Origin of the sequence: Tunturiibacter lichenicola (assembly GCF_051013355.1) — a bacterium.
GTDB lineage: Bacteria > Acidobacteriota > Terriglobia > Terriglobales > Acidobacteriaceae > Edaphobacter > Edaphobacter lichenicola_F.
Genome location: NZ_CP132944.1, coordinates 1,729,971 through 1,756,072, shown reverse-complemented (window position 1 = coordinate 1,756,072; position 26,102 = coordinate 1,729,971). Strand labels below are relative to the sequence as shown.

The window sequence follows — 26,102 nt, the reverse complement described above, 5'->3', positions numbered from 1 at the left end:
TCCTTGAGGGAAAGCGCGACAGACACGTATCAATGTGAGCTGCGGCTTTTTAAATTGAACTAAAGAAAGGGATAGGGCGCAGGCGGGACTAGCAACAACAACAGCAAGTGGACATGAGGTGCACGATCGCGGGTTGGCGGGAGACCGTCATGTAGGGCACTAGTGTACATCAGATGTACGGCGAGAAGGGGTTGACGCTTTTCTTGCGAGGAGACGAACGGCCTTCGATTTGGCCTTGCGGCGAAGGATGCGGGTCTTGACGTAGAGTTTTTCGGTGAGTGGGCTGTCGGTTGGCAGGGCGGTTTCGGCCTCGTTGAGCAGGAGGAGGTGATCGTGCCAGGCCCCGATCGTCTGTTGGAGGTCGATGAGACGCTTGGCGAGGGTTGCAGCGGATTTCGAGACATCGCAACCGATCTCGGCGATGTAGCGGGCGGACTTGCAGGCTTTGCGGATGGAGTGGAGACCTTCGTCGTCGCTGGGGTCGAGGCCCCGGAGGGCTGGGGCGAGCAAGGCTCGGGCGGCGTGGGCGAGGCTACCGCCGCTGAGGTCGAGCTCGGCGGCAGGGGCGAGGATGGGTTCAAGCTTGTCGAGCATAGCGAGGATGTCGCGCGCGTCCCCCTGGATGTGTTGCTGGAGCTTCTTCTGCTTGCGTCCTCGCAGGACGGTGAGATCTTTTTCGAGGACCGTTGCGTCACTGATGGTTTTGTAGGTGGCGAGTAGCTCGCAGTGGACGTCGAGGTCGCGGACTGCGCCGGCAGCGCGTCGAATCCTGCGGAGGGAGCGTCTGAATTGTTTGGACTGCCTCGGCAGCGTGGGCAGGTCGGCGGTGTCGATGAGGAGGTCAAGCGTGGCTTCGATGCGGCGTATTGTCGCCCGGAGCCAGTGGACGGACTTTGGCGTGGGATTGGCGAGGCACTCGGCCATTGCGGTCTTGAGCGAGAGGGAGTGGGCGAGAAACGTAGCGACGGGCTGTGGCATGAGATACCTATATCTCTAGATGCGGGTTTGGGCGGATGGGAGTCGGATTTGCGACACCGTCGCGGCTGGATAGTTGCGCGCAACCGGGTTGGAGAAGGTGGGTTTCATCTGGTGTAGGTAGGAGGCAGTTATGAAGATCACAAACGTAAAGGCGATGGTTGCAAAGGGTGTAACGGTTGGCTTACTGGCGGGCGCGTTTGTGTTGGCAGCACCAGCGAAGGCGAATGCTCAGCAGTTTGCCGTGGTTCAGGTTGGTTATCCGAACTACCGCTGCTATGGGCCAGACTACTATGCTCGCCTGCGGTTTGAGCAGGAGAGACGGCATGCGGAGTGGGTGCGGGTGCATGAGTACCAGCGATACCATTATGACCACCGTCGTGGTTGGTAATCGTCTCCCCCAGTGGCGTGGTAGTTTGAGCAGCTTCTAACAATGTTCGCAGGCCGGTTGCGGAGAGGTTTCCGCGCCGGCCTTGCTGTTTGTCGCTGCTGGTTCCTGTTGCGACAGCGGCTGGTAGTAGCGGGCTTCGGGGAAGGCGCAGCCCTGGCAGAGAGTCTTTCCGTTGCGAAGAGTTTCGCGGTCGTAGTTGATGCCTTCGCCACACTGCGCGCAGGTGATGCGGGCGGACTTGTAGCCGGGCATCTCGCGCGGGTGGATGGGGACGGCAACCCACTCTTCGCTGAAGAGGTCTTCGTTGGGGAGTTCGCGGTAGGCGAGCATCTGCTGCTGGTTTTTGTTTTCGATGTGCGGGTAGAGGTCGCGGGCGCGCTGTTTGGAGGACTCGAGAGCGGCAATGCGGAGGGCCTTGTAGACGGGAGTGTCGCCTTGTGGCGCGAGAGGCGAGGTGAGATCGACGAAGGTTGCGGCCATCTTGCCCCAGTCGCGAAATTTGATGGCGCGCTTGCCGAGGCGGCAGCCGGTGACGACGGCGATGGCATCGGTGGCGCAGCGGTCGATCTCGATAAAGGTGACGAGGCGCTTGCGGTCGACGCCCTTTGGGTCATCGACGCCGAGGCGTTCGCACCCAAGCATGGCCATGCGAACGCCGAGGATCTGGCCGGCACACAGGTGGCCGTGGGCGACTTCGGCTTCGCGGAGGAGAACGTCGAAAGACTGCATAACTTGATGATACTGCTGGCGAGGGAAATACGGCTGCACCTTGGTGTGCGCGCCCTTTGGACGGCATTGTCACCAATCCATAGTTGGGGCGTGCGATGCGCGGCGCGTGTTGCTTGTATTTTTGTTTGCGCGATGTTGCGCGGCGGGGGTAGTATTCGAGGCCCGAGGTGCCCGATGAGTGAATTTGCGACGACGATAGGTATGGTGTTGAAACAGAAGACAGGGCCGGTCGCCTCCATTGCGCCGGATGCGTCCGTCTACCAGGCGATTGAGATGATGGCGGAGCGGCAGGTTGGCGCGCTGCTGGTGATGGAGCGGCAATCGCTGCTTGGGATCATCTCCGAACGCGACTATGCGAGGAAGGTCATTCTGCAGGGCCGGTTGTCGAAGGAGACGCACGTGTCCGAGATCATGAGCAGCCCGGTGATCTCGGTTTCGCCGAAAAATACCGTGGGCGAGTGCATGCACATCATCACAAATCACCGCATCCGGCATCTTCCGGTGGTGGAGAACGGCTCGGTGGTCGGTGTCGTCTCGATCGGGGACCTTGTGAACTCGGTGATCAACGAGCAGCAGATGACGATTCGGCATCTCGAGGCGTACATCTCGGGCGTTACGACATAGGTGGAGATTCCAGAAGATCGCTGACGCTCGGCCGTGACGGATTCAACTTTTCGTAGGCATCGAGTGCGTCGTGGAGACGGCTGAAGATCCATTGTGTGCCGATGATTTCGGTTAGGTGATGGCGGTCGAAGTCCGATTGAGTGCTCCAGGCGAGGCGGGCAAATCCGAGCTTGACGCCGGATTCAGCGAGATTTTTGTGTAGCTCCTCGACGATCCTCGCGGCGCTGTAGTCCACATTTGCCATCGCTTCGGCGTCGACGATAAGCCAGCGGACTGAGGTTGGTGCCGGACCCACCAGAGCCATGATCTCGTCGGAGAATCGGCTGGCGTTTGCATAAAAGAGGACAGCGCCAAAGCGGTAGAGGATGAGGCCCGGCTCGGTGACGGTGCCGGGGGTGGGAGGAACGAGCTTCCAGATTCCGCCTTCGTCCGGAATCATGACGCCGGTGCGGGGATGGTAGCTGTGGTGCACGATTCGCAGGAGCGACATCACCATGGCGAGTACGATGCCGGTCTCGACACCAGCCACGACCACGACAATGGTTGTGGCGACTGCCAGCGCGAACTCGGCAGGGCTCTCAGTGCGGATGGCGGCGAGACTGCGTAGTTTAATGAGGCGGATCGCGACCAGAAATACAAGCGCGCCGAGTACGCATTGGGGCAGATACTGCAGGGGCCTGGTCAGAAACAACAGCACGAGCGCGACAACGGCTGCGGCGGTAACCTGTGCGACCTGGCTCCGGCTGCCGGCGCCTTCGACCATCGCGGTCTGCGTGGGGCTTCCGTTGACGACGAAGGTTCCGCTGAACGCAGCAGCGGCGTTTGCGGCAGAGAGGCCGACGAGGTCCTGATTTTCATCCAGGTGGTGGTGATGGCGCATCGCGTAGATGCGCGAGGTAGCCGCGCTCTGAGTGAGGATCATGACGGCGCACGCGGCTGCAGTCGAAAACACCGTGGGGATGTCTTTCCAACCGACATCAGGAAGGGTAAGGTGCGGCAATCCGCCTGCGACCGGTCCGACGATTGCAATTCCGTGTCCTGCGAAGTTCCAGATTGCGCTGGCCGCTGTGGCGAATATTACGGCGAGCATGGGACCCGGTACTTTGGGGGCAAATCGCTGGAGCGCGAAGACGAAGGCGAGAACGGCGAGGGTTACTGCGAGTGTCGGCAGATGCAGCTTCGGCAGGCCGCGGGCGACTTCGGCGAGCTGGAATACGGTCTTGTGTGAGGCGACCGGAACACCAAGCATCTGACCGAGGACGGCGATGCCAACTTGAAATCCGATGCCTGTGAGGAAGCCGACGAGAACGGTTTGGGAGAGGAAGTCGGCGACGAAGCCGAGCTTACAGAGTCTCCCTAATAGCAGGAGAGCGGAGGTTAGTAGAGCCACCAGGCCAGCCAGCGCAATGTAGCGCGAGCTGGCGGCGGGCGCCATTCCGGAGAGGCCGCTGCGAAGAATAGCGGCAGTGGCGGAGTCTGCGGCGACGACTAAGAGTCGCGACGATCCGAAGGTCGCGAAGGCGAGGAGCGGCAGGAGCAGAGAGTAGAGGCCTGTAACGACGGGCATTCCCGCGATGCGCGTGTACCCAAGGGCCTGCGGGATGTCCATCGCGGCGAAGGTGACGCCTGCGATTGCATCGCGCTTTGTCTTGTGACGCTTGAACGGCCTCATGCCTTGAAACAGATTCAGCAATTAAAGAAACTCCTTTGCGCTAAGCCTTATCTTCCATCTGCAATCGCAGCTTGGTGAAGTCCATCTGATTCCATCCCTCGATGATCTTCCCCTGATGGAAGCGGACGAAGGAAGATCCGTTCATGCTGAGGGCCTTACCTGCGGGGGAGTGTCCCAGGGATGCGATCCACCGAACGGCGACCCAGTCTCCCTCAGCCACCAGCTCTTCGAGACTCATATGCTGATCGGGGAAGGAACTCAAAAGGTTGCGATGAACCTGCTTGAATGCCTCCGGTCCCCGGATGACGGAGTCGGGATCCGGCAGGCCCTTCGACTGCCCGTCCGGATGATACAGCTCTTCGATGGTGGCTACGTTCTTCTGGTTCCAGACCTCTTCAAACCAGCGTCGCGCTAAGGCCTTGTTTGTCTCGGACATGGTTTCCTCCAGGCAGCGAGGGTAGCATGCAACTACGAATGAAATCAGCAATACTTCGAGGTGGAAGCCCTTTATCGCTGCGATTTTGTTCGAGGGGCAGGACGCGTCTGCGATGCCTCCGCCATGTCCATAAGGCGTTCAGCCGAGGATCAGTTTTCTTCAGATGAGTTATCGCCCTCTTCGACGATTGAGGCTGTGCCGACGACATCGTACGTCGTAGCTTCGCCTCCCGTGGGCTTGATAGCGACGCGCATGGGCAGGCGCTGCCACTGCGCGGGTTGGCAGACTGGGATGAAGTGGTCTGTTTCCGGCCATTTGCCGATCTGCTTCTGGACGACAGGGCGCCGCGCACCGATTTGAGCGACGATGGCGAAGAGGCCGCCTTTGGCTGTAGTGGCGATGCCGCAGTAGGCGGCGTAGTCGCGGAACCAGACCACGTCGGAGACGTCGGAGTCGAAGTCGGGGAGATGAAGCGCGGTGATGTGGCCGGTGACGCGGTCAACGGAGAGCCAAGGGCCGGGCTGCCAGATCCAGTGCGGCGCTGCGTCGGTTGGGAGAGCGTCGTTGAGCCGGAGGGCTCGGCGCACGTTGAAGGTGCGGTCGGTGACGTCGTGAATCTCGCCGGTGGTCCATTCTTTTTGACGGTCGTCGACGAAGAGTGGGCGGATTTTGAGGCTGCTGGTCTCGTCGGCTTTGGTGTCGGGAGTCGCGTCAGGCTGCGTGTACGGCACCTTGTGGAATGGGCCAAGGGTGACGGTGTGAACCTTGGGAGGCCTCGCAGCCGCGGCGAAGAGCGGATTTGCGGGATAAATTGTGAGCGCGATAAGGGCGAGGATGCCGGGGATAATGCGAACGAAGGTAGCTTTTGTGCTGGTCGTACGGGGAGTTGAACTCAAGGGATTGAACTCTCGCTGGGCAGATTTCAGATTATTTTCATGCTACCTGATGCACTGTGTTTTTCATGAGATAGCGGTTTTACAGGACTTAAACGCCTTTAATGCGGAATTAAAGGGATAAATAGCGGAAGAAACTTCGGTGGGAGGAGGAAAGAACTTCAGAGGTATTGAATGAGGTACGAATGCTGTGGAATACATTATTCAGACAGAGCAATCCATCGGCCTTTACAGAGTAGTATCGTGGAAAGAATGCGTGCTGCCGTCGTGGTAGCGCGTGCGACAGATCGCGGCGGGAATATTTTTTCAAGCAGTACGAAAGGACACAAACGAAATGTGGAAACCGAACCAGACTGGAAGCAACACTCCCTCAACTCCTGAACCAGTACGTCCATCGACGCCGGCGACGAACTTTGAGGCCAGCCCTACCCGTCCCGCGACCGTTGGCTCCAGCACCAACGCGGCGGCTGTACCGACAGGCGAGCAGGCAACGATCGGCAAGTCGCTCGTGGTTAAAGGTGAAGTAACCGGCTCCGAGTCTCTGTACATCGATGGCAAGGTAGAGGGCGCAATCAATCTGCCGGGCAATCGCGTGACGGTGGGCCGCAATGGCCAGGTCGCAGCGAACATCGTAGCGCGCGAGATCGTCGTGCTGGGCAAGGTTCGCGGCAACTGCCAGGCGAGCGATCGTGTGGATATTCGCAGCGAAGGCTCGCTCACCGGCGATGTGATCGCAGCACGAATCTCTATCGAAGATGGTGCGTTCTTCAAGGGCGGCATCGACATTCGCAAGCCCGGCGGCACCGATCTGAAGGGCGGCACTGCTACACCAGCAGCTGCTGAGCCTGTCGCAGTTGAAGCGTAAGACGCAAAGCCCACCACGATTTCACTGAGTTATGACGGCCCTGGACGCTATCGGGGCCGTTTGCTTTTTTATCGAAAGAGTTGTAACGGCTGCAGGTTGCGAAGGACGGCAAAGACTGCCGCTATGCTAAAGACACAGTAGATCGCTGCCTGCGGCGGCTGCGGCCAGCGAATGGTATCGCCGCGCAGAAGACGGCGATACCAAAGCGTGCCATGGATCACGGCGATCGGCAGCAGAAGCGTCACGAGTGCGTTTGAGTGCATCGCTTCGCTGAAGTGTCCGCGTAGCACGGCGGCAAGCGCACGCGTGGCTCCGCAGCCGGGGCATTGAAGGTGAAGTGTCTCGTAGATTGGGCAGCGAGGGTAGAAGCTGCTCTGATTCGGCGGGAAGCGTAGAAGAACGGCTACGGCCGTTGCGATGATCGCCAGCGGCGTCGCACGCAACGTCGTTGCGATACGTCCGCTGGCTGGGGATGTCATCGAACTCCGCTCTGGTAGCGAGCACTCTGTTTGAGCTGGTTGATCTCGTTGAGTTTGTACTGGAAGTAAATTCCGCCGAAGAAGAACGTCATCACCGCGTCCAGACGCAAGCCGAGTGGTTCGGGCCCGTTGAAGTGCCGTTCAAGCGTGTCGCGCAGCGTGAAGCGAGCGATGAGCCGGATGACCCACGCGGAGATGCCGATGAAGCTGCTGAGAAAGTGCTGATGAGGGTGGTTGTGATGGGCGATCGAGATCATCGTACCCCATGAGCCGCCGAAGTTGAGCACAATTAATACGGTCGCAATGATGTAGTACATCAGGGCTTTGCTGGCTGGCTCGACGCGATTGGCCCATGACGCGATGACGAGATTCCAGGCCATAACGAAGAGCGTGCAGGTTAAGAATCCCAACAGCAGCTCGAGGATCCAGTTCAGATTTGGTGGGTCGGGGTACGCAACGCCCGTGGGCTGTTGCGGGATGAGCGATGGCGCCGCATACGTTGCTGAGGCTGCATACGCTGCTTGCGGAGCGCTGGCTATGCCGAGGATTTGTGAGACGGGCAGCCAGTCGGGCATCTCTTCGCTCTTGGCAAGATCGGTGGGCAGGATGTTGCCCGAGGCGACGTAGCGCTTAAGATCTTCGAGGGCGTAGGGGCCGTACATCTGGCCGTTGCGCGAGACTTGATAGGTCATGCAGAACTCCTGGGAGATCGGGTTTGTGGCCGATGTGTTGCACCGATGAAATCACGGACTGGTGGTCGGGCACAATCAGATTCTCGAACCATGCTTGGATGACCGCAAACCTGACTCATTGACCGCTATCTCGTGCGAGTGTGAGAGGCTTGCTGTGTGAATCGAGCGACCCTCATTGTCAACGCAGTCGCTGGACGGAGAAAAGATCTACGCGCGCTTATTCCGGAACTGGTACAGATTCTGGAGCAGCGCGGGGTGCAGGCAACCGCAAAAGTGACCACAATGGCCGGGGAGGCGCAGACCATTGCGGCGAATGCAGCTACAAGTGGGTGCGATGCCGTGTTCGCCTGCGGGGGCGACGGAACCGCGCACGAGGCGCTGCAAGGGATTGTTGGGACGGCTTGTGCGCTCGGTGTGGTGCCGCTCGGAACGGCAAATGCGCTTGCGCGTAATCTGGGCCTGCCGCTTGACCCAGCACAGGCTCTTTGGCAGCAGTTGGGCTTTGTGCCTCGGGCGATCTCCGTTGGGGAGGCGCACTGTATCGCGAAGGATGGTGAAGCGAGGCGCTACTTCACTGTCATGGCAGGCGCGGGTCCGGACGGTGCGCTGGTGTATCGGACGCTTGCGGGGCGTGGATCAAAGTTTGGGCGTGGTATCTACTACACGCATGCCGTCAGATTATTCCTGACGCGCCGGTTTCCTGCGTTTCAAGTGGAGTTTCGGCGACGTGGCTCCGATGAGTGGGAACAGCGGCTCGCCGTCAGCATCATGTGCGCTCGTGTCGCCGATCTTGGTGGCATTTTCAGTCGCCTGACGCGCGGAGGCTCTTTGCTCGATACGGAGCTTGAGTTAGTACTCGTAAAGCCTCCAGCAGGGATTGGTCTGCCCGCGTGGTTTGCGCTGAACACAGTCGGTCTGCATGCGCGAAATCCTTGGGTGGAGACAGTCCGAGTGACGGAATTCCGCTGCGTTCCCCTCACCTCAGACCAACCTGTGCATGCCGAAGTCGATGGCGAGTGGATTGGGTATCTGCCGATGTCGGTACGGCTGATTCCGCAAGCGGCATGGATGCTCATGCCGAAAGAAGTTGCCGCGGAGACAGTTACGTCGTAGACCGTTGAATGTCTAAGACGATATACGGCGTAGTTGCAGCAGATAGAATCTGCGACTCGCTCTAAATATCTTTGTTGTCTGCGGTATCGAGCTGTATGTCCCTCGCGGCGCGGCTTATCAGGATGCGCAGGTCGGTGACTTTGTTGAGGTGAAACGCGGGATTGGCAGTAGGTGCAGTGACAGCGATAAAGTCTGCGCGGTTGACACCTTCGAGAAAGAAGCTGGGGCGTGGATCCGGCTGTATCGACTGGATCTCGACGTGGCTCATCTCCAGATTGCGGATGTGGCGAAGGTAGAACCCCTGCGAGGGCATTGGCCCGAACATGCCGGGATCGGGGTACTTCTCTTCAAACTCTGGCGGCCGTATTGCGAGCGAGTCTTGCGCCGCGCCACCGACATGCTGCTGATAGATATTCGAAAGCTTAATGTCTTGAATCGCGTGGTCGGGCACGCCGCTAATGATGGAGCAGAGCCGGGAGTTGGCGTTCGAGCTCACCAGGTTGTCGATGAGGATGCGCTGCATGGTGCCCACCTTTGTGCTCTCCTTCGGTCCGCGCAGGCGAGCGCCAAGCCGAATGAAGATCGGCGAGGTAAAGATGTCGCGCATGGTGATGTTGGAGATGGCGATGTCTTCGCACAGTGCGCCGTCTTCGCTCTCGAGCGCGAGCCCGTCGCAGCCTTCAAAGACGCAGTTGGAGATGGTGATGTTTTTGAAGCCGCCATTCGACTCCGTACCGCACTTGATGCGGCCGGTGCGAGGGACACGGAAGTCGGGAGCGAATTTTTTGAAGGTGCCGTCGAGGATCGTGCCAAGCTCGTAGTTGCCGGTGACGTAGCAGTTGGTGATGGTTACGTTTTCCGTCGCTCTGCTGTAGCCGAGAGCGTAGCTGCTCTTGGGGCAGATGCCGTCGTCCCATGGCGAGTTCACGGTGCAGTTGGAGACGTGGACATTTCTGCAGCAGTCGATGTCGATGCCGTCGCGATCGGTGTCGATCTTGAGGTTGTCGATGGTGAGATTGTCGACGCCGGTGAGGAGCAGGCCAAAGTGGCCGCCCTTGAGAATCGAAAAGTCTCGGAAGATGACGTTGCGGCAGTTCTTCAGCGCGATTGCCTTGTTGCCTACTCCAGGCTGCTCGGCTTTGTAGAGGGGGTAGTTGCCGCGAGCGGCGCGGTTGCCACCAAAGCTGAGACCCTTGCCGTAGATCAACCCCGGCCCGGTGATGCTGATGTCGTTGAGATCCTCGCCCCAGAGAAGCGAGTTGTGCCAGTGGTTGTGGCCGTAGTCCTGATAGGCGTCCCACGCGGTGTTGGGCTCTGCGGCGTCGTAGGTTCCGCCGTTGTAGCCGGTGGTTGCACCGGGCAGCGGTGAGTCGGCAGCCAGGATGGTCGCGCCCTGCGCCAGATAGAGCGCAACGTGGCTCTTCAAGTGGATCGAGAAGCAGAGCCAGGTTCCGGCAGGGAAGAGCACTGTGCCTCCGCCGGCAGCCGCTGCAGCTTCAATCGCTTTGTTGACCGCAGGCGTGTCGACGGACTTGCCATCGCCGACTGCGCCGTAGGTGCGGATGTCGAAGATGCCGAGCGTAGGCGTCGAAGCTGAGGGATGAGTAGCAGCAAAGGCTGCGGGCATGGTGGTCGCGGCGGCTGCCAGACCTATGGCGCCTAGACGAAGAAGATCGCGGCGAGCAGAGTTGAAAGAGTCCATTGGGACGCCATGGTAGCAGAACGGATGTATGGATTGGAAGTAGTTCTATAGGGAAAAGGTGCGCTCTCCCAGAATCTCAGCAAGTCAATAATCATCGTTGCCAGTTGGACGAAATCGGTAGCCGATCCAGGGTTCGGTGATGATGTAGGCGGGTTCGTCGGAGAGCTCGATCTTCTTTCTCAGTTGGCCGATGTTCACACGCAGATACTCGGGCTGGTCGGCGTTGGTGCCCCACACCGCGTGGAGCAGAGCACGATGGGTGAGAACCTGCCCCGGGTGCTGCGCCAGACAGACCAAAAGGTCGAACTGCTTCGGCGTCAGATGCGTCTCCTGTCCTCGGACGACGACGCGATGCTGCGGTATGTCGATATGAAAATCTCCGGCCGAGATTATCTGTGGAATCTCGGCTTCGGCGACTGAGCTGCGGCGCAACTGCGCGCGGACGCGGGCCTGGAGCTCCTGAATGCTGAACGGCTTCGTCACATAGTCGTCGGCGCCCGCATCGAGCGCTTCAATCTTGATCAGGTCCTGGTTGCGGACGGACAGAACAATGATCGGAATGGCGGACACAGCACGAATCTCGCGGCACAGCTCGACCCCATTCATCTCCGGCATGGAGACGTCCGTGATAACGAGATCCGGCTTCCATTCATGTACTGCCTCCATGCCTTCGACGCCGTTCGCGGCGACGCGCAGTGTGTAACCCTGAGTGGAGAGCGCTGTGCGAAGGACGCGCGTGATCTGTGGTTCGTCATCGACGATGAGGATTTTGGCTTGTTGCTGGTCTTGCAGGTTCTGTTTCATTCGCGCTCCGGGTGCTGCGTGACGATGTGGACGTCGACATTGGGCGATTCTTTCAGGAAGTGCTGGATAGCCCAGTAGTACAGGTATTTGCGAATGCCGTGAACGGCAGTGCGACCGAAGACAATGTGCGTGATGCGCTTTTCGCGAACGAACGCGGCAGCGGTGTGGGCGATGCTCTTGCCCTTGATCGTAAAGACTTGAGCGTCGAGGTTGCGTGCGAACTGCATGTTGGCTGCAAGTGTGGCTCGATCTTCTTCGCACAGGTCGTCGTCATCTTCGACATGCAGCACGAAGAGCTCGCCACCAACACCCTCGGCTACTCTTGCGCCGCGGGCAATCAGCACCTGCGATGAGCTGTTGGAGCTGACGCAGACTGCGACGCGCTCGCGAACCGCCCACAGAGCCTCAATGCGCTTCGCGTCCATGTAAGCGGTCAGCGTGCGGTCGACTGCTTTCGTTACATGTTGCAGAGCAAGCTCGCGGAGTGCGATCAGGTTGCCGCGGCGGAAGAAGTTGGCCAGGGCTTTTTCGGCGCGAGCGGTGCCGTAGATATCGCCCCTCCGCATACGAGTCTGCAAAGCCTCCGGCGTCAGGTCGGCCATGACGATCTCGTCGGCGCGCTGTACTAACCAGTCGGGAACCGTCTCGCGAATCTGCACTCCGGTGACGCTCTGCACGGTTGGTGCGACGCTTTCGATGTGTTGCACGTTCATCGTCGCCAGCACATCGATGTTTGCGGCGAGGACGTCGAGCACATCCTCGTAGCGTTTGCGGTGCTTACTGCCCTCGATGTTGCTGTGGGCCAGTTCGTCGATCAGGACGATCTGCGGACGTCTGCTAAGAATGCCGTCGAGGTCCATTTCTTCGAAGGTGACCCCTTTGTACTCGATCGTTTTTCGCGGAATCTTCTCGAGCTGATCGGCCAGCTCGGCGGTGCGCGGCCGCCCATGCGTCTCGACGATGCCGATCACGATGTCTTCGCCGCGTGCGTGCCTGCGGATCGCCTCGCTCAGCATGTTGTACGTCTTGCCGACGCCGGGCGCATAGCCGAGAAAGAGTTTGAAGGTGCCCCGCGTCTTCTCGGGATCAACCTTTTCAAGCCATTCGTCCGGGCTCTTCAGTGCGGGATTCGAGTTGTCGCGAGTGCCCATAAGGATAAGATAAAGAGGTGCAGCGAAAGCTTAGAAGCAGTATCGTTCGTTACAGTATCTCCACAGCGAGTGCAGCTGCAATTGTAGCTGTCTACTTTCGTTGGCTGCATGTGAATGAGACAACCGTCGCCTTGACCTTGCTGGTGGGTATCCTTCTGGTGGCTGCAAATTGGGGGTTGCGCCACTCTATTTACCTGTCAATCTTGTCCGCAGGTGCGTTCAACTTCTTTTTTCTCCCGCCGGTCCTCACGTTTACTGTGGGGGACGGCCGCAACTGGGTGGCTTTATTCGCGTTTCTTGTGACTGGCATCGTAGCGAGCCAGCTCGCGGAGCGTGCGCGTCGAGAGGCGACGATCTCACGCCGTCGCCAGCGCGAGTCGGAACGACTGTACGAGTTCAGCCAGCAGATGCTGGTGACTGGCAACGTCATCGACCTCCTGAACGTACTGCCGCAGATGATCGCGGTCACGTTCAATCTCTCCGGCGCAGCGGTCTACCTGCGCGAAAAGGACCGCGTCTACCGCTCTAGTCCTGACTACATGGACGTGACTGCGGCTGAACTCCGTGACGCAGCGTTCACGCGGGACCATCGTCACGATGAAGAGCGCAAAGTTACTCTCATTCCCATCCTGCTGGGCCAGCGTCCGATTGGCGCAGTCGGTATTACGGGGGAAGGCACCTCTCCAGAGGCACTCGACGCCGTCTGCGGACTCGCTGCCATCGCCATTGAGCGCGCAGGCGCAGTCGAAACGCTGACGCGAGTGCAGGCCTCGCGTGAGAGCGAGCGACTGCGCAACGCGCTGCTTGACTCAGTGGCGCATGAGCTGCGAACGCCGCTGACCTCCATCACTGCTGCCATTACTACGTTGCGTAGTGACACGAAACTCGACGTCGAACAGAGCGGAGAGATGATGCAGGTGATCGAAGAAGAGGCTGCGCGATTGGACCGGCTCGTTGGCCAGGCAATGGAGATGGCGGAGCTGGACGCGCACGATATCAAGCTCGACCTCCGAATGCAGTCCATGCGCGAGGCTGTCGATCTCGCCTTGGAGGCGGTACAGGGTCCGCTCAAAACTCACCCTGTCGAACTCCGTTTCCCCGAGTCTCTGCCGCTGGTGCAGATGGATCTTGAACGCATCGCCAAGGTCCTGCAACATCTGCTGGAGAATGCGGCCAAATACTCGGCGGAGGGAAGCCCCATCTTCGTCAGCGCCGAAGTGTCCAAGGGACAGCTTGTCACCAGTGTCGCCGACCGTGGTGCCGGCGTCGACGACCTGGAAAAGATGATGATCTTCGACAAGTTCTATCGTGGACAAGGGCAGCGCTACCGAGTGCAGGGCACGGGGATGGGCCTCGCCATCGCGAAGGCCATCGTCGAAGCGCATGGCGGATCGATCGAGGTCACCAGTCAGCCGTCGCAGGGCTCGGTATTTTCTTTCTACCTGCCGCTCAACCTGTCGGGCCGCTGATTACAGCTTCGGCAGGCTCGTGACGTTCCAGCCGCCGCCAAGCGCTTTGATCAGAAGTACGCTCGCGTCCATCTGCCGGCGCATGATGTCGATATCGTTTCGTTCATTGGTGAGCGCGGTCGTCTGCGCCGTCACAACCTGCAGATAGGTATCGAGTCCACCGACATATCTGTTGTTGAATATCTGCTCTGCCGACTGCGCCGCCTTCGTTGCCTGATGCTGGTGTGTCGCCTCCTGGTTGAGAACACGCAGCGCCACCAGATTATCTTCGACCTGTTGAAACGCGGTCAGCGTTGTCTGCCGGTAGTTGGCGACGGTTTCGTCGTAGCTGGCGTTGGCCTGTTCGGAGACAGCGGCTCTACGCCCTGCATCGAACACTGTCTGCGACAGCGTCGGTCCAATGGACCACAGAAAGCTGGAGGGGTTAAAGAGATTTCCGAACGATGAACCTTCGAAGCCTATCGTGCCATTCAAAGAGATCGTCGGATAGAAGGCGGCCCGTGCAATACCGATCCGGTCATTCGCTTCGGCGACGCGGCGTTCTGCTGCAGCGATGTCCGGGCGGCGCTCAAGAAGCTCAGAGGGCAGCCCAGGTGGAATCGCGGGAGGCCGTGCATCGAGCGGTGTATTCGTCAACGAGAAGGACGCGGGAGGCTTCCCAAGCAGAATGGCAATTGCGTGCTCAAACAGCGCACGTTGCAGCGTGATATCGCGCGCCTGAACCTTGGCTGCCTCGAGCTGGGTCTCTGCCTGATCGACGTCGGACTTCGGCGAGACGCCGCCTTCAAAGCGATTATTCGTGATTCGCCATGCTTCTTCAAAGTCCTTCACGGTGTCGTTCAGCAGCTTCTCTTGCGCGTCGGCGCTGCGTGCTTCGAAGTAGTCCACGGCAAGCTCGGCCTGAAGACTGAGCATGACAGTTTGTCGATCGCCCGCACTCGCCTGCGCTTCTTCCCGCGCCGCGCTGACGGTGCGTCGAACGCGACCCCAGACGTCGATCTCATAGTTCAAATCAACCGGAAGCTCAATCACACCAACGCCGTTTCCATTGTGAGTGTTCACGTTGAAGTACGGCTGATTGCTAGACTCTCGCGTTCCTCCGGCAGACGGAGCGACTCCGACTGTCGGGTACAACGAAGCGCGATTGAAGCGGATCAACGCACGTGCCTCGCGGAATCGTGCGTCAGCGGCCTTGAGATTCTGATTATTCTCAGCTACCTGTGGTTCAAGAACATTCAGCTCAGCATCGCCGAAGATCGTCCACCACTCCCCGCGCTGTGCGGCGTCGGCAGGCTGCGCAACATGCCAGTTGGCGTTCTCTTTATTTGCATCGGCGTTCGTGTCCGAACCTGCTTCCTTAAACTCGGGAGCCATGGGAACGGACGGCTTGACATACTTCGGCCCAACCATGCACCCGGTGAGCAAAAGCGCGGCAAAAGGAGCCAGTGCTGACGGACGTAACGTCACTGTGCCCCCGCTTCCTTCTTCATCTGATTTGCGTTCTCGTCAACATGGTTCTTCACCCGCACCTCTTGCCCGGTGGAGAGTGAGTCGGAGGGATCGAGAATTACAGCGTCAGTCGCCTTCAGTCCCGAGGAGATCTCAACATTGGCGCCGGAGTCCTTGCCGATCACCACTGGAACCAACTGCACACGGCCGTTGCGAACCACGCCCACCTGTAAACCCTGGGCGCGGAACAGGAGCGTATTGGCCGGAAGAGTCAGACCCGTTGCGCGCTCCGGGACTTTGAAGTGAACAAACACATAAGCTCCTGGCAGCAGTTCGCCTTTTGGATTGTCCACGTCCACTTCAACGTTGAGGGTGCGAGTTGCCAGATCAATTGCGTTCGAGTTGCGTGCGATCGTGCCTTCAAACGATTTGTCCGGGTACTCATCCAGTGTCAAAGTCGCCTTGTCGCCCTGCTTGATGGAGGTGGAGTAAACCTCCGGAACCGAAACGAAGACGCGGATCTTTTGAATGGACGCAAGATGGAACAGTTCCTTCGGCGTAGTGTTCTCGCCCGCCTGGATCAGCCCGCCGATGTCGATATTACGTGCCGTCACAATTCCGTCGAAGGGAGCGTACACCTTCTCGAATGATTGCAACTGCTCCAGTCTGCGGACCGATGCCATCGAAGCATCGACTGCAGCTTTTTTTGCAGCCGCATCGCTCACTGCAACATCGGTCTCCTGCTTCGAGACAGAGTTCGTCGTCAAAAGATTCTGATAGCGTGCCGAGGTTGTGTTGGCCAGGTCGAGATTGGCCTGCGAACTCTTCAGGTCAGCCTGCGCCACCTGAAGCTGCTCATCCAGCTCCGGCGTCTCAATGACCGCCATCAACTGTCCCTTCTTCACATGCGCACCGATATCGAAGTGCCAGCTCTTCAGATAGCCGCTCGTACGCGCGTAGATAGGCGTGTCAACGAACGCCTGGGTGTTGCCTGGCAGCGCGAGTCCTGAAGACAACTTGGAACCTGCGGGGTAGATCACATTCACAAAAGGAATTGCCTCGGCCTTTGTATCTTTCTCCAAAGTGCTTTCGGTCTTACGCCGCGCCGCGATGCCGAAGATGACGATCAGCGCGACGATCAAGGCAACAACGGCCGCTCCAATCCAGGTGCCTTTTGTGAGGCGCGGCTCTTGAGGCTCCGGCGAGTCAACTGAGAGATTGTCCGATGGTGTAGTCCTGTCCTCGTTCATCCCTGTCTCCACCTCAGTCCCGCTTGTCATGCGCCCTCTTTCCATAGTCATAAATATCCTAGGCTCCGGCCGTCGAATGCTGTTCGTGGCTCTCGTCCACAGGCGTTGTTTTTTTGTCCGAGCTATGCAGCAGAGCGAAGACTGCAGGAACAAAGATGAGCGTCGCGATCGTTGCGAAGCTAAGGCCACCGATCACCGCGCGGCCTAGCGGAGCATTCTGCTCTCCGCCTTCACCTGCGCCCAGCGCCATCGGGATCATCCCGATGATCATTGCGAGTGCAGTCATCATGACTGGCCGGAATCGCGTAGCTCCAGCCTCAATCGCTGCTTCGATCGCGCTCCCATGATGCAACAGACGTTCTTTGGCGAATGACACCACCAGAATGCTGTTCGCCGTTGCGACGCCCATGCACATAATCGCGCCCATCAGCGCAGGAACACTCAGCGTCGTGCGCGTCGTAAACAGAAACAGAACGATGCCGGCCAGAGCAGCAGGCAGCGCTGTGATGATGATGAACGGATCGAGCCACGACTGGAAGTTAACCACGATCAGCAGGTAGACCAGCACAATCGCAAAACCCAGCCCGGCGAGCAGCCCGAAGTAAGAGCTCTTCATCGTCTCGATCTGTCCGCGCACTCTCACAAAGCTGCCGCGCACCAGCGACTTTTCATTTTTTGCGACAATCCTGTCAATCTCTTTGCCGACGGAACCAAGATCGCGTCCCTGAACATTGCCGTAGATGTCGAGCGTGCGGCGGATGTTGTAGTGCGTCACGACCTGCATCTCGGTGCTGCGTGAGATTCTCGCAACATCTGTCAGAATCTCCGGCTGTTTCGCGGTCGGCGCAGAGATCGGAATGTTTTCAAGCGAATTGAGAGAGCTGATCTGGTACTGCGGCGTCTGCGCCACGATGTTGTAGGTCACGCCGTTCTTCGTATTCAGATAGAACTGCGGATTCAACTGGGTGCTGCCACTCAGAATGTTAAGCAGACTGCTGCCGACGTCGTGTTCCGAATAACCACCTTGTGCTGCCTTCGTTCGGTCTACGTCAACGTTCAACACCGGGTAGTCGTCGGGCTGCTGAATGCGAAGATCGACAAGCCCCGGAACCTGCCGCAACTCGCTGAGCATCTGGTCCGCAACCTTGCGGTTTGCAGCGATGTCTGAGCCTTCAAACTGAATATCGATCGGCGCAGGCAACCCAAAGTTCAGGATCTGAGTCACGATGTCTGACGGCAGGAAGTAGAACGTAACACCGGGAAAGTCATGTGGCAGCTTACGGCGGAGCGTCTCGATATAGTTCGCCGTCGGCTGGTGGTCTTCGTTCAAAGAAACCAGGATATCGGCGTCACCCGCGCCAATCAGACCTGATGTTGCATGCTGGTAGTTGAGCGTGCTGTACGGCAGGCCGATATTATCCAGAATGTTGTTCACCTCTGCAGGTGGAACCGCCTTCCGAATCTCTTGTTCGATCAGGTCGCAGAGCTTTGCGGTCTCTTCGATGCGGGTACCGCTCTTGGCGCGAACGTGCAGGATGAACGAGCCGTTGTCGGTGCTCGGAAAAAAGTTCTGTCCAAGGAATGGAACGAGCGCGAAGGCGCAGACGCAGATCAATAGAAAGATAGGAACAAAAAAGATCCGCAACGCCACCAGGCGTCCGAGCAGATCCTGGTAGCTGCGGCGAATCTTCTCGAAGATGCGTTCAAATCCACGCTGGAAGCGGGCAAAGATGTTGTTGGAGGGAGCCGCATGATGGTCGTGCGCCTTCAGCAGATACATCGCCAGCGTGGGTACGAGCGTGCGTGAGAGAACGTAGGAGGCAAGCATGGCGAACACCACGGCCTCGGCCAGCGGAACGAAGAGGTAACGCGAGACTCCGCTCAGGAAGAACATCGGGAGAAACACGATGCAGATACAAAGTGTCGACACCAGGGCAGGCACCGAGATCTGCGCCGCACCCTCAAGGATGGCATCGTGCAGCCCACGCCCCTCCTCCAGGTAGCGCTCGATATTTTCGATCGTCACCGTCGCATCGTCCACCAGGATACCCACCGCCAGCGCAAGTCCGCCCAGCGTCATGATGTTGATCGTCTCTCCCAGCAGCCCCAGAATGATGATCGAAGTCAGGATCGACAAGGGAATCGATACTGCGATGATGATGGTGCTGCGCCAACTCCCGAGAAACAGAAGAATCATCAGCCCCGTCAGCACAGCAGCGATCACGGCTTCGCGAATCACGCCAGTCACCGATCCGCGAACGAAGATGGACTGGTCACCGATCGGTGTGATCTTCAGCTCCGGCGGCAGGGTTAGCTTCACCCTCGGCAATAGCGCGCGAATTCCGCTCACAACGCTCAGCGTAGACGCAGTGCCGGACTTCAGGATCACCATCAGCGCGCCGCGATGACCATCCTGTCGAACGATGTTCGTCTGCGGAATACTTCCGTCGGTCACGCTGGCTACATCGCGCAGATAGATCGTCGTTCCGTTCAACTGCTTGATTGGCAGATTGCTGATGCCCTCAAGTGTCACCGGCGATGAGTTGATATGAATGTCGTACTCGTCTTCGCCGATCTTCGCCGTACCGCCCGGTTGCACCACATTCTGCACGGCAAATGCGTTGAGTACATCGCTCGGCGACAGTCCCTTCGCCTGCAACAGCTTCGGGTCGATATTCAACATGATCGACCGCTGCTTGCCACCATAGATGTTCGGAATCACCGCGCCCGGTATCGACACGAGTTGCGGACGAACAAAGTTAGCTCCGAGATCGTTCAACTGCTGCTCACTCAATCCTTCGCCAGACAGGCCAAGCTGAAGAATTGGCACGCTCGATGCGCTGAAGTTGATGATCTGCGGCGGCAGAATGCCCGGAGGAAGCTGGCGCAGTTGAAACTCGGAGGCCGCGGACACCTGAGAGTTTGCTGTATCGAGGCTGGCACCTGGCTGCAGGTAAATCTTGACGACCACCTGCCCGGCCACCGTAGTCGACTCGACGTGTTCAACGTTATCGACCAGCACCGTAAGCGCCTTCTCGTACGGCGTCGTCAGTCGCCCTTCAAGCTCCTCTGGATTCAGCCCCGTATACTGCCATGCGACCGACACCACCGGAATGTTGATGTTTGGAAAGATATCCGTCGGGGTGCTCATGATCACGACAGGCGCTGCAATCAAGATGAGGATCGCCAGCACGATGAACGTGTATGGGCGGCTAAGCGCAATCTTTACGATCCACATCGACGAGGCTCTCCCGATCCGGTGAAATCTTTATATAGAGTAAGACATTTCTCGTCCTGTATAGGTTTCACAGTTATTTCCGCCAGCAGTCATCGGAAAAACAGATAAACTGGAGGCCGAGACCTGCCATGGAGTTACGACACCTGCGTTATCTCTGCGCCGTCGCCGACTACGGCACGTTCAGCGAGGCCGGTCGCCAGCTTCACGTCTCGCAGTCGGCGATCAGCGAGCAGATTGCAGACCTCGAACGCGAAGTCGGTGGCACCCTCATTGACCGCTCGTCGAGCCGAACACGCCTCACGCCACAGGGCCAGCTCTTTCTCGCAGAAGCACGCAAGACCCTGATCGCCGCGGACCACGCCCGCGAGGTGATGCAGCGCTCGCTCCTCGGCGAGGTCGGGTCGCTCTCTATCGGGTTCTTTCTCTGGGGCGCGGGAGGATTCTTCGCACGCATCATCCGCGACTACCGAAAGCTTCACCCCAAAATCAAATTATCGCTGCACGAGATGCGCTCGCCCGAGCAGCTCGAAGCGCTCGTCAGCGGCAAGATCGACGTCGCATTCGCGCGTCCGTTGGAGGCTCCCTACGACCGCATTCTCCGCGCCGAGCTTCTCTACCGCGACCCCGTCGTCGTCGTTCTACCGCGTGATCATCCTCTAGCCGGAAGCCCTGTCTCAATCGATGCGCTAGCCGGCGAGCGGTTTGTGCTCTGCGATCGGAACATGACGCCCGCGCTGTTTGACGGCATCGTCGCGCTTTGTTCCTCAGCAGGCTTCTCGCCGAATATTGTCAACACCTCTGCGGCCTGGTCCAGCGTACTAACGCTCGTCGAATCCGGCGAAGGCATCGCGTTGGTTCCGTCCCGCGTGCGCTATCTCAAGCCGCCCGGCGTCGTTATCTCGCCGCTCGTTCCGCAAGATCTCTACATGGGCCTCTCCGTCGTCTGGAATCCGCAGAACGAGGGGCCGATCCAGCAGAACTTCCTGCGGCTGGTCCGTGAAAACAAAGATCGTATCCAGCGCACCAACGGAAATTAGCCGCACGCTCTTGCGCGTATAAATCGTACGGCATTCGTATGCCAGCAGCGAAGATTTTAGTGTCTAATGCTGCCATGATCAGACCCTGCTTTCTTGTCATCGACCGAGAGTTCCCCGGCAGCATCTCGACCCGCAAGCTGGTGATCGAAACCGCTAAATTCAACGTCATTACGGCGTACAGTGGCCAGGAGGCCCTCGACGTCTTCACCAGATTTCCTGCCGTCAGTGGCATCGTGCTCGACGGCGGTCTCGACGACGTTCCGTGCGACGAACTAGCCCTGAAAATCAAACAGCTTCAGCCAAAGGTTCCCATTATTGTGATCTCGGCGCCTGGATTCTCCGAGTGTCCACACGCCGACTACCAGCTGGAGTCCTTCGATCCGGCCAAACTGCTTGAGACGCTCCGCAGCATAAAGCCAGAAGCCGCAGCGGAGATCGAAAAGCGCAACGAAGAACTCAGCCGCGAGAAGTTGTCATGACGCGCCAAACAAAAAGGCCCTTCCTTCGCGTGGTTCCGCAAAGAAAGGGCCGGTAGAGCCGACTGTTTATTTGCTGGCTTCGACGTCGATCGTGAACTTAACATCATCGCCCAGCATGGAGCTGAACTTCGAACCAAAGTTGAAGTCGCTGCGCTTCAGCGTTCCGGTCGCCGAGAAGCCAGTCACCAGCTTGCCGCCCTGGCCCTTCTGCGGAGGCGTCGGGCCATCAACATCGAGCGTCACGCTCTTGGTTACGCCCGTCAACGTCAGGTCGCCGACAACCTGCAGCTTGCCATTCGTGCTCGTCACCGAGGTCGACTTGAAGGTCATCGTCGGGAACTTCTCGACGTTGAAGAAGTCCGGAGACTTCAGGTGACCGTCACGCTTCTCGTTGTTGGTGGTCACCGTAGTCGTGTTGATTGTGTTTTGCACGCTCGAGTTGCTGGGATTCTTCTCATCCCACACAATGGTTCCGTTCACGCCACTGATCGAGCCGCGCACCGTGCTGACTCCCATGTGACTGATTGCGAAATTAACCTGCGAGTGGTTCGGGTCGATCGTCCACGTAGAGGTTGAAGCCGAGCTTTGGGCGAACGCGCCAACTCCAGTGAGGAGCAGCGCAGAGAGGGCGGCGGTAAAGATACGACGATTCATGGGTGTTTCTCCTTGTTGTTGAGAGGTCTCTAGTAAGACGCCTTCGATGTGGGGACTGATTCAAAATATGTATCGGTCACCGTTTCAATTTATGAAAAATTCAAGATCAGTCTGAGCAATCGGGTTACGCGAGGTCGAACAACAGCACCTCGCTGTTTGCGGGTCCCTGTGCGGTCACGTCCAGCAACTCCTCGTCGTCCGCGGCAACAGCATCGCCGGTCTTCAAAGACTTTCCGTTCACCGTAACCTCACCGTGAATCACATGCAGCCACGCATGTCGCTTCTTACCCAGCGGATAAGTAAGCTGTTTCCCCGGCGTCAGCTCTGCAACGGATACGCTCGTGTCCTGATTGATCGTCGCAGCTCCGGCGACCTTCTCAGGCGAAGCCAGCAGCTTGAACTTGTCCAGCTTCTCTGCTGCTTCAAACTTCAACTGCTCGTAGCCCGGCGTTGTTCCTCTGCTCTTCGGCTCAATCCATATCTGCAGAAAGTGAACCGGCTCCGTCTCCGAGCCATTGAACTCGCTATGCACCACGCCCGTGCCGGCCGACATCTTCTGAATCTCGTTCGGTCCCAGCACCTCCACGTGGCCCATGCTGTCTTTATGTGCGAGCTTGCCCTTCAGCACATAGCTCAAAATCTCCATGTCGCGATGCGCATGTGCACCAAACCCACGTCCCTCGGCAACTCGATCTTCATTGATCACACGCAGCGAACGATAGCCCATGTGCGCCGGGTCGTGGTAGTTGGCAAACGAAAACGTGTGGTGTGAATCGAGCCAACCGTGGTCAGCGTGGCCTCTTTCGTTACTCTTGCGAACAGTCAACATAGTGTTTCCTCTCCTTCGTGCATCCGGCCGAGCGCTCAGGCCGAAATCCTTGTGTTCTGATCCTTCTGCTGCGTCGGAACCGCAACCTTCGCCGCGAGCCCGATCTTCTTCAAACCCTCATACATCGTCCTGCGTTCTTCGTCCGAAAGTCCTTCCGTCACCAACTCCAGGTCCTTCTCATGCCGTGCGTAAATCTCCTCGATGAAGCCCTTACCCTCGCACGTCAGCTCGACCAACCGAATCCGCCGATCCGAACTGCAGCTTCTCCGCACTACCAGACCGCGCTTCTCCAACCGATCAATCGCCGACGTCATCGAGGCGCTAGCCAGCAACACCTTCTGGCCGATTACAGAGATTGTCAGCGGCCCTTTGTGCAGCAGAACCTCCAGCACCATAAAGTCGCTCAAGCCGAGCCCTAGCCCGTTGATGGACCTCTCGATATAACTCACAATCGAGCCATAAGCCCGGGCCAGAACCAACCAGAGCCGGGGTGCCGAAACGTTATTGCTCTGATCTGTCATCCCGGCCTCCCAACTCCTACGACATAAGATATCTCGACATCGAGATAAGATTCAAGAATTATTATCTTATTGATTCGATGGGAATTGCGACTTCCGAAGTACTCATTCAAATTCTTTCGAGCGAAGCCTGACGATGGCCGTCTGTCTCAATAGAAGGGACTTATGGCGTTGATAGAGGGATGCAGCCTGGTGTTGGCTTCCATGGAAGGAGAGACGTCGGAGGTCGATTTAGCAACTCTTGTGGAGACATATTCCCAGCTCCTCTTCCGCATCGCTCATTCAGTCCTCCGGAGCCGAGCAGAGGCCGAGGACGTCGTCCAGGATGTCTTCCTTCGCGTTATCAAGCATCGCCACTCTCTCGTAACAGTTCGTGACATGCGCGTATGGCTGATTCGAATTGCATGGAATCTCGCCATCGACCGCAGGCGGCGTATACGGCCGGAGCAGTTAGACCACAGCTTTGCCGAGAGTCTGGTAGCGAGCAATGTGCCAGCCGACAAGGCGTTAGACGAGGCTCAGCGCATGAGGACTGTTCTGTGCGAGTTGGAGAGATTGCCCAAGGGAGAGCGCCATGTTCTGCTTCTCGCTGCAATCGAGGAGATGGGGATGGCAGAGATAGCGGAGGTTCTCGGAAGAAGCGAGTCTGCCGTTCGAGCACTGCTCTTCCGTGCGCGTACGCGCCTGCGGAAAAGGCTGGAGGAAGCAGGCAAAAGATGAAGAACTCTGACGAAGCAATTGAGCGCGTATTGGCTGGGCTGCGAGAGGCAGAGGCTCCTGAGGGAATGGATCGGCGAATTCTGAAGGCCATGCAGGACGGCGCATTGGGACATCTTGAAGATAGGCCGATGAGGCGGCTGACGCCGTCGCGACCGATCGTGACGCGATCCTGGGCGGTTGCCCTGGCCGGCCTGACCGTTGTTTCGCTGATGGTCTGCTGGACTGCGGTGAGGCTCCATTGGGTTCAGCATGACAGCGCCACGTCGAAGAATCACATGGCTCCGGCGAATCCATCGGCTCAGGAGGTTAAGGTAGCAGCCGCGAGAAAGACTCAGTCGGCATCAGGAAGACCGCTCGAAAGATTGGGAGGCGCGAGGCGGAGTGCGAATGCACGGAGAGTGGTCTTTGTACGCGAAGGGGATTCTGTCCATCTGCGCGAGATGCGTGCTGCGAACCATCCGGCGCCTGAGGCCCCCCTGACAGACGAAGAGAAACTGCTGATTCGTATCGCCCACAAAGGCGACCCGGCGCAGATAGCGGCGCTTGACTCTTCACTGTGGGCCCAGCAGGACGCAAGGGAGAGGGCAGAAGTGCAAAGTTTTTTTGAACCACCAACCACGGAAGATAACAAATGAAATCAAATCGCGTTGAAAACTGGAGATCGAAGATGAAGCTTGTGAACGGAATTTTAGGAATGACGATCGTCCTTGCATTGTGGGTACCAGCTACACGGGCGCAGACGCAACCAGCGGCAGCAAACCAGAACTCCGTCCAGACCTTTTACCTGACCAACGTCAACGAGTCCCACGAGGTCAGTGACGTGGTGAATGCGCTGCGCAACATGCTCGACCCCAACGACAAGATCTATGTTGTACCGCTGCAGAACGCGATCTTTGTAAGCGCTCCCCCCGACCAGCTCCTCCTTGCCCAAAAGCTCCTCAAGGATCTTGATCGGCCGAAAAAGACATACCGGCTTACCTACACGATTGCAGAGATAGATGATGGCAAACGAGTTGGGAACCAGCATTTCGCCGTCACCGTGGTCTCGGGGGGCAAAACGGTGTTCAAAAACGGGAGCAAGGTGCCGATCGTGACTGGCACTTCCGCCACGTCGAAGACGGAGGTTACATACGTTGATCTGGGTCTGAATATCGACGCTTCGCTGGACGAGTCGGCTAGCGGCGTGAGACTGCGTACGAAGGTGGAACGATCGAGCATTGCGGAGGAAAAAGCGACTGGAGTAGATGATCCGGTCATCCGTCAGATGGTCATCGAAGGCACGGCAATCCTGACCCCCGGCAAACAGGTGACTCTCGGTTCATTGGATATCCCCGGCAGCACACGTCATCTGGAGGTTGAAGTAGTGCTGGAGGTCCTTCCATAAGTACAAGGCGGATGGTCCAACTGGCCAGGGCTATCCGCCGCGCTCCTTTGGATCACCTTGGCAAATCCCTTGGGACTCGGGCGGCCGTCCTTAAGCTAAGCTTTTGAGGACAAAGACGAGGAGCACGACGAAGATGAACCCGTCAGAGATCATCGCCATGTACTCCTTTGCGTTCTTTTCCTGCGAAAAGACGTGCCCAGCCCCTGCAAGACCGTAGTAGAGTCCGCTCACGACAGCGGCGGGAACGAGCCATTCGCCTCGAAACAGTGTGCAGACTCCCAGGAATCCCATCGACACGTTGGAAAAACCCACCTCGCGCACGATCGCAAAGGAGCCCGGATCACGAACGTCGAAGATCTTCTCGGCGGTGAAGCGTGGCTGAATGACCTGCCGGATGCCTGCGAGAAGGAGTCGGACGCCAACGCCCCAGAACACAAACCACCTTCCAACGAGCGCCATACTCATTGCATGGTGAGACAGAAGGGTCTCAACCGCGATGGAGACAACCGGAAGCACAACCAGAAGCAGGATCACAGACGCGAAGTACAT

At 58.3% G+C, this 26,102-nt stretch carries 27 protein-coding genes; 10 read left to right on the top strand and 17 right to left on the bottom strand.

The window, feature by feature from the left end; genetic code table 11:
* Positions 1-159: 159 nt before the first annotated feature.
* Positions 160-978: a CHAD domain-containing protein gene (locus RBB82_RS07540; RefSeq protein ID WP_433974505.1), complete on the bottom strand. Its 819-nt coding sequence runs from the start codon at positions 976-978 to the stop codon at positions 160-162.
* Positions 979-1,108: 130 nt separating this feature from the next.
* Between RBB82_RS07540 and RBB82_RS07535 the strand changes: the two genes are divergently transcribed.
* Positions 1,109-1,366, top strand: a complete 258-nt coding sequence (locus tag RBB82_RS07535; RefSeq protein ID WP_433974504.1) for a hypothetical protein — start codon at positions 1,109-1,111, stop codon at positions 1,364-1,366.
* A 36-nt stretch (positions 1,367-1,402) separates the two neighbouring features.
* Here the strand turns inward: RBB82_RS07535 and RBB82_RS07530 are convergent, their stop codons facing one another.
* Complete coding sequence (locus RBB82_RS07530) at positions 1,403-2,095, bottom strand: FmdE family protein (RefSeq protein ID WP_433974503.1); 693 nt, start codon at positions 2,093-2,095, stop codon at positions 1,403-1,405.
* A 174-nt stretch (positions 2,096-2,269) separates the two neighbouring features.
* Between RBB82_RS07530 and RBB82_RS07525 the strand changes: the two genes are divergently transcribed.
* Positions 2,270-2,719 (top strand): CBS domain-containing protein, encoded by a 450-nt coding sequence (locus tag RBB82_RS07525; protein WP_433974502.1) that lies wholly within the window; start codon positions 2,270-2,272, stop codon positions 2,717-2,719.
* Here the strand turns inward: RBB82_RS07525 and RBB82_RS07520 are convergent.
* From RBB82_RS07520 to RBB82_RS07510, 3 genes are all read right to left on the bottom strand, one after another.
* Entirely contained in the window at positions 2,709-4,412 is a 1,704-nt protein-coding gene (locus tag RBB82_RS07520; protein WP_433974501.1) for a SulP family inorganic anion transporter, read from the bottom strand. The two genes, RBB82_RS07525 and RBB82_RS07520, sit on opposite strands and share 11 nt — an antisense overlap.
* Positions 4,413-4,431: 19 nt before the next feature.
* Positions 4,432-4,827, bottom strand: a complete 396-nt coding sequence (locus tag RBB82_RS07515; protein ID WP_433974500.1) for an ester cyclase — start codon at positions 4,825-4,827, stop codon at positions 4,432-4,434.
* 149 nt (positions 4,828-4,976) lie between these two features.
* Complete coding sequence (locus RBB82_RS07510; RefSeq protein ID WP_433974499.1) at positions 4,977-5,723, bottom strand: hypothetical protein; 747 nt, start codon at positions 5,721-5,723, stop codon at positions 4,977-4,979.
* Between the two features lie 331 nt (positions 5,724-6,054).
* Here RBB82_RS07510 and RBB82_RS07505 point away from each other — a divergent pair, with 331 nt between their 5' ends.
* Positions 6,055-6,585: a bactofilin family protein gene (locus RBB82_RS07505; protein WP_433974498.1), complete on the top strand. Its 531-nt coding sequence runs from the start codon at positions 6,055-6,057 to the stop codon at positions 6,583-6,585.
* A gap of 68 nt (positions 6,586-6,653) precedes the next feature.
* Here the strand turns inward: RBB82_RS07505 and RBB82_RS07500 are convergent, their stop codons facing one another.
* Positions 6,654-7,064 carry a DUF2752 domain-containing protein gene (locus RBB82_RS07500; protein ID WP_433974497.1) on the bottom strand — a complete coding sequence of 137 codons (411 nt, stop codon included), beginning with the start codon at positions 7,062-7,064 and terminating at the stop codon, positions 6,654-6,656.
* Positions 7,061-7,756, bottom strand: a complete 696-nt coding sequence (locus RBB82_RS07495; RefSeq protein ID WP_433974496.1) for a DUF4339 domain-containing protein — start codon at positions 7,754-7,756, stop codon at positions 7,061-7,063. Before RBB82_RS07495 ends, RBB82_RS07500 begins: the two co-directional genes overlap by 4 nt.
* Positions 7,757-7,912: 156 nt before the next feature.
* Between RBB82_RS07495 and RBB82_RS07490 the strand changes: the two genes are divergently transcribed.
* Entirely contained in the window at positions 7,913-8,869 is a 957-nt protein-coding gene (locus RBB82_RS07490) for a diacylglycerol/lipid kinase family protein (RefSeq protein ID WP_433974495.1), read from the top strand.
* 61 nt (positions 8,870-8,930) lie between these two features.
* On the opposite strand, the gene RBB82_RS07485 is transcribed toward RBB82_RS07490, so the two are convergent.
* The 3 genes from RBB82_RS07485 to RBB82_RS07475 all read right to left on the bottom strand — a co-directional run bounded on the left by RBB82_RS07485 (position 8,931) and on the right by RBB82_RS07475 (position 12,526).
* Positions 8,931-10,571 carry a rhamnogalacturonidase gene (locus RBB82_RS07485; protein ID WP_433974494.1) on the bottom strand — a complete coding sequence of 547 codons (1,641 nt, stop codon included), beginning with the start codon at positions 10,569-10,571 and terminating at the stop codon, positions 8,931-8,933.
* 84 nt (positions 10,572-10,655) lie between these two features.
* Positions 10,656-11,375 (bottom strand): response regulator transcription factor, encoded by a 720-nt coding sequence (locus tag RBB82_RS07480; RefSeq protein ID WP_433974493.1) that lies wholly within the window; start codon positions 11,373-11,375, stop codon positions 10,656-10,658.
* The gene (locus RBB82_RS07475) at positions 11,372-12,526 is read right to left on the bottom strand and encodes a histidine kinase (RefSeq protein ID WP_433974492.1); all 1,155 of its coding nucleotides are present in this window, start codon (positions 12,524-12,526) and stop codon (positions 11,372-11,374) included. The genes RBB82_RS07480 and RBB82_RS07475 overlap by 4 nt, the downstream gene beginning before the upstream one ends.
* 17 nt (positions 12,527-12,543) lie before the next feature.
* Between RBB82_RS07475 and RBB82_RS07470 the strand changes: the two genes are divergently transcribed.
* On the top strand, positions 12,544-13,995 hold the full coding sequence (locus RBB82_RS07470; protein WP_433974491.1) for an ATP-binding protein: 1,452 nt from the start codon (positions 12,544-12,546) through the stop codon (positions 13,993-13,995).
* Here the strand turns inward: RBB82_RS07470 and RBB82_RS07465 are convergent, their stop codons facing one another.
* From RBB82_RS07465 to RBB82_RS07455, 3 genes are read right to left on the bottom strand one after another with little or no spacing between them, the layout of a single operon-like run.
* Complete coding sequence (locus RBB82_RS07465) at positions 13,996-15,462, bottom strand: efflux transporter outer membrane subunit (RefSeq protein WP_433974490.1); 1,467 nt, start codon at positions 15,460-15,462, stop codon at positions 13,996-13,998.
* A complete protein-coding gene (locus RBB82_RS07460; protein ID WP_433974489.1) occupies positions 15,459-16,724 on the bottom strand; it encodes an efflux RND transporter periplasmic adaptor subunit in 1,266 nt (421 codons plus the stop codon). The genes RBB82_RS07465 and RBB82_RS07460 overlap by 4 nt, the downstream gene beginning before the upstream one ends.
* Positions 16,725-16,752: 28 nt before the next feature.
* Complete coding sequence (locus RBB82_RS07455; RefSeq protein ID WP_433974488.1) at positions 16,753-19,932, bottom strand: efflux RND transporter permease subunit; 3,180 nt, start codon at positions 19,930-19,932, stop codon at positions 16,753-16,755.
* Between the two features lie 128 nt (positions 19,933-20,060).
* On the opposite strand from RBB82_RS07455, the gene RBB82_RS07450 reads away from it, so the two are divergent.
* Both RBB82_RS07450 and RBB82_RS07445 read left to right on the top strand, forming a co-directional pair.
* Positions 20,061-20,969 carry a LysR family transcriptional regulator gene (locus tag RBB82_RS07450; RefSeq protein ID WP_433974487.1) on the top strand — a complete coding sequence of 303 codons (909 nt, stop codon included), beginning with the start codon at positions 20,061-20,063 and terminating at the stop codon, positions 20,967-20,969.
* 74 nt (positions 20,970-21,043) lie between these two features.
* The gene (locus tag RBB82_RS07445) at positions 21,044-21,448 is read left to right on the top strand and encodes a response regulator (RefSeq protein WP_433974486.1); all 405 of its coding nucleotides are present in this window, start codon (positions 21,044-21,046) and stop codon (positions 21,446-21,448) included.
* Between the two features lie 66 nt (positions 21,449-21,514).
* Here the strand turns inward: RBB82_RS07445 and RBB82_RS07440 are convergent, their stop codons facing one another.
* The 3 genes from RBB82_RS07440 to RBB82_RS07430 all read right to left on the bottom strand — a co-directional run bounded on the left by RBB82_RS07440 (position 21,515) and on the right by RBB82_RS07430 (position 23,452).
* Entirely contained in the window at positions 21,515-22,102 is a 588-nt protein-coding gene (locus tag RBB82_RS07440) for a YceI family protein (protein ID WP_433974485.1), read from the bottom strand.
* A gap of 124 nt (positions 22,103-22,226) precedes the next feature.
* Positions 22,227-22,931 (bottom strand): pirin family protein, encoded by a 705-nt coding sequence (locus RBB82_RS07435; RefSeq protein WP_433974484.1) that lies wholly within the window; start codon positions 22,929-22,931, stop codon positions 22,227-22,229.
* 35 nt (positions 22,932-22,966) lie between these two features.
* The gene (locus RBB82_RS07430) at positions 22,967-23,452 is read right to left on the bottom strand and encodes a MarR family winged helix-turn-helix transcriptional regulator (RefSeq protein WP_433974483.1); all 486 of its coding nucleotides are present in this window, start codon (positions 23,450-23,452) and stop codon (positions 22,967-22,969) included.
* Positions 23,453-23,614: 162 nt separating this feature from the next.
* Here RBB82_RS07430 and RBB82_RS07425 point away from each other — a divergent pair, with 162 nt between their 5' ends.
* From RBB82_RS07425 to RBB82_RS07415, 3 genes are read left to right on the top strand one after another with little or no spacing between them, the layout of a single operon-like run.
* On the top strand, positions 23,615-24,169 hold the full coding sequence (locus RBB82_RS07425; protein WP_433974482.1) for an RNA polymerase sigma factor: 555 nt from the start codon (positions 23,615-23,617) through the stop codon (positions 24,167-24,169).
* Complete coding sequence (locus tag RBB82_RS07420) at positions 24,166-24,804, top strand: hypothetical protein (protein WP_433974481.1); 639 nt, start codon at positions 24,166-24,168, stop codon at positions 24,802-24,804. Before RBB82_RS07425 ends, RBB82_RS07420 begins: the two co-directional genes overlap by 4 nt.
* A gap of 32 nt (positions 24,805-24,836) precedes the next feature.
* On the top strand, positions 24,837-25,553 hold the full coding sequence (locus RBB82_RS07415; protein ID WP_433974480.1) for a secretin N-terminal domain-containing protein: 717 nt from the start codon (positions 24,837-24,839) through the stop codon (positions 25,551-25,553).
* A gap of 90 nt (positions 25,554-25,643) precedes the next feature.
* Here the strand turns inward: RBB82_RS07415 and RBB82_RS07410 are convergent, their stop codons facing one another.
* Positions 25,644-26,102: a DUF6790 family protein gene (locus RBB82_RS07410; protein ID WP_433974479.1), complete on the bottom strand. Its 459-nt coding sequence runs from the start codon at positions 26,100-26,102 to the stop codon at positions 25,644-25,646.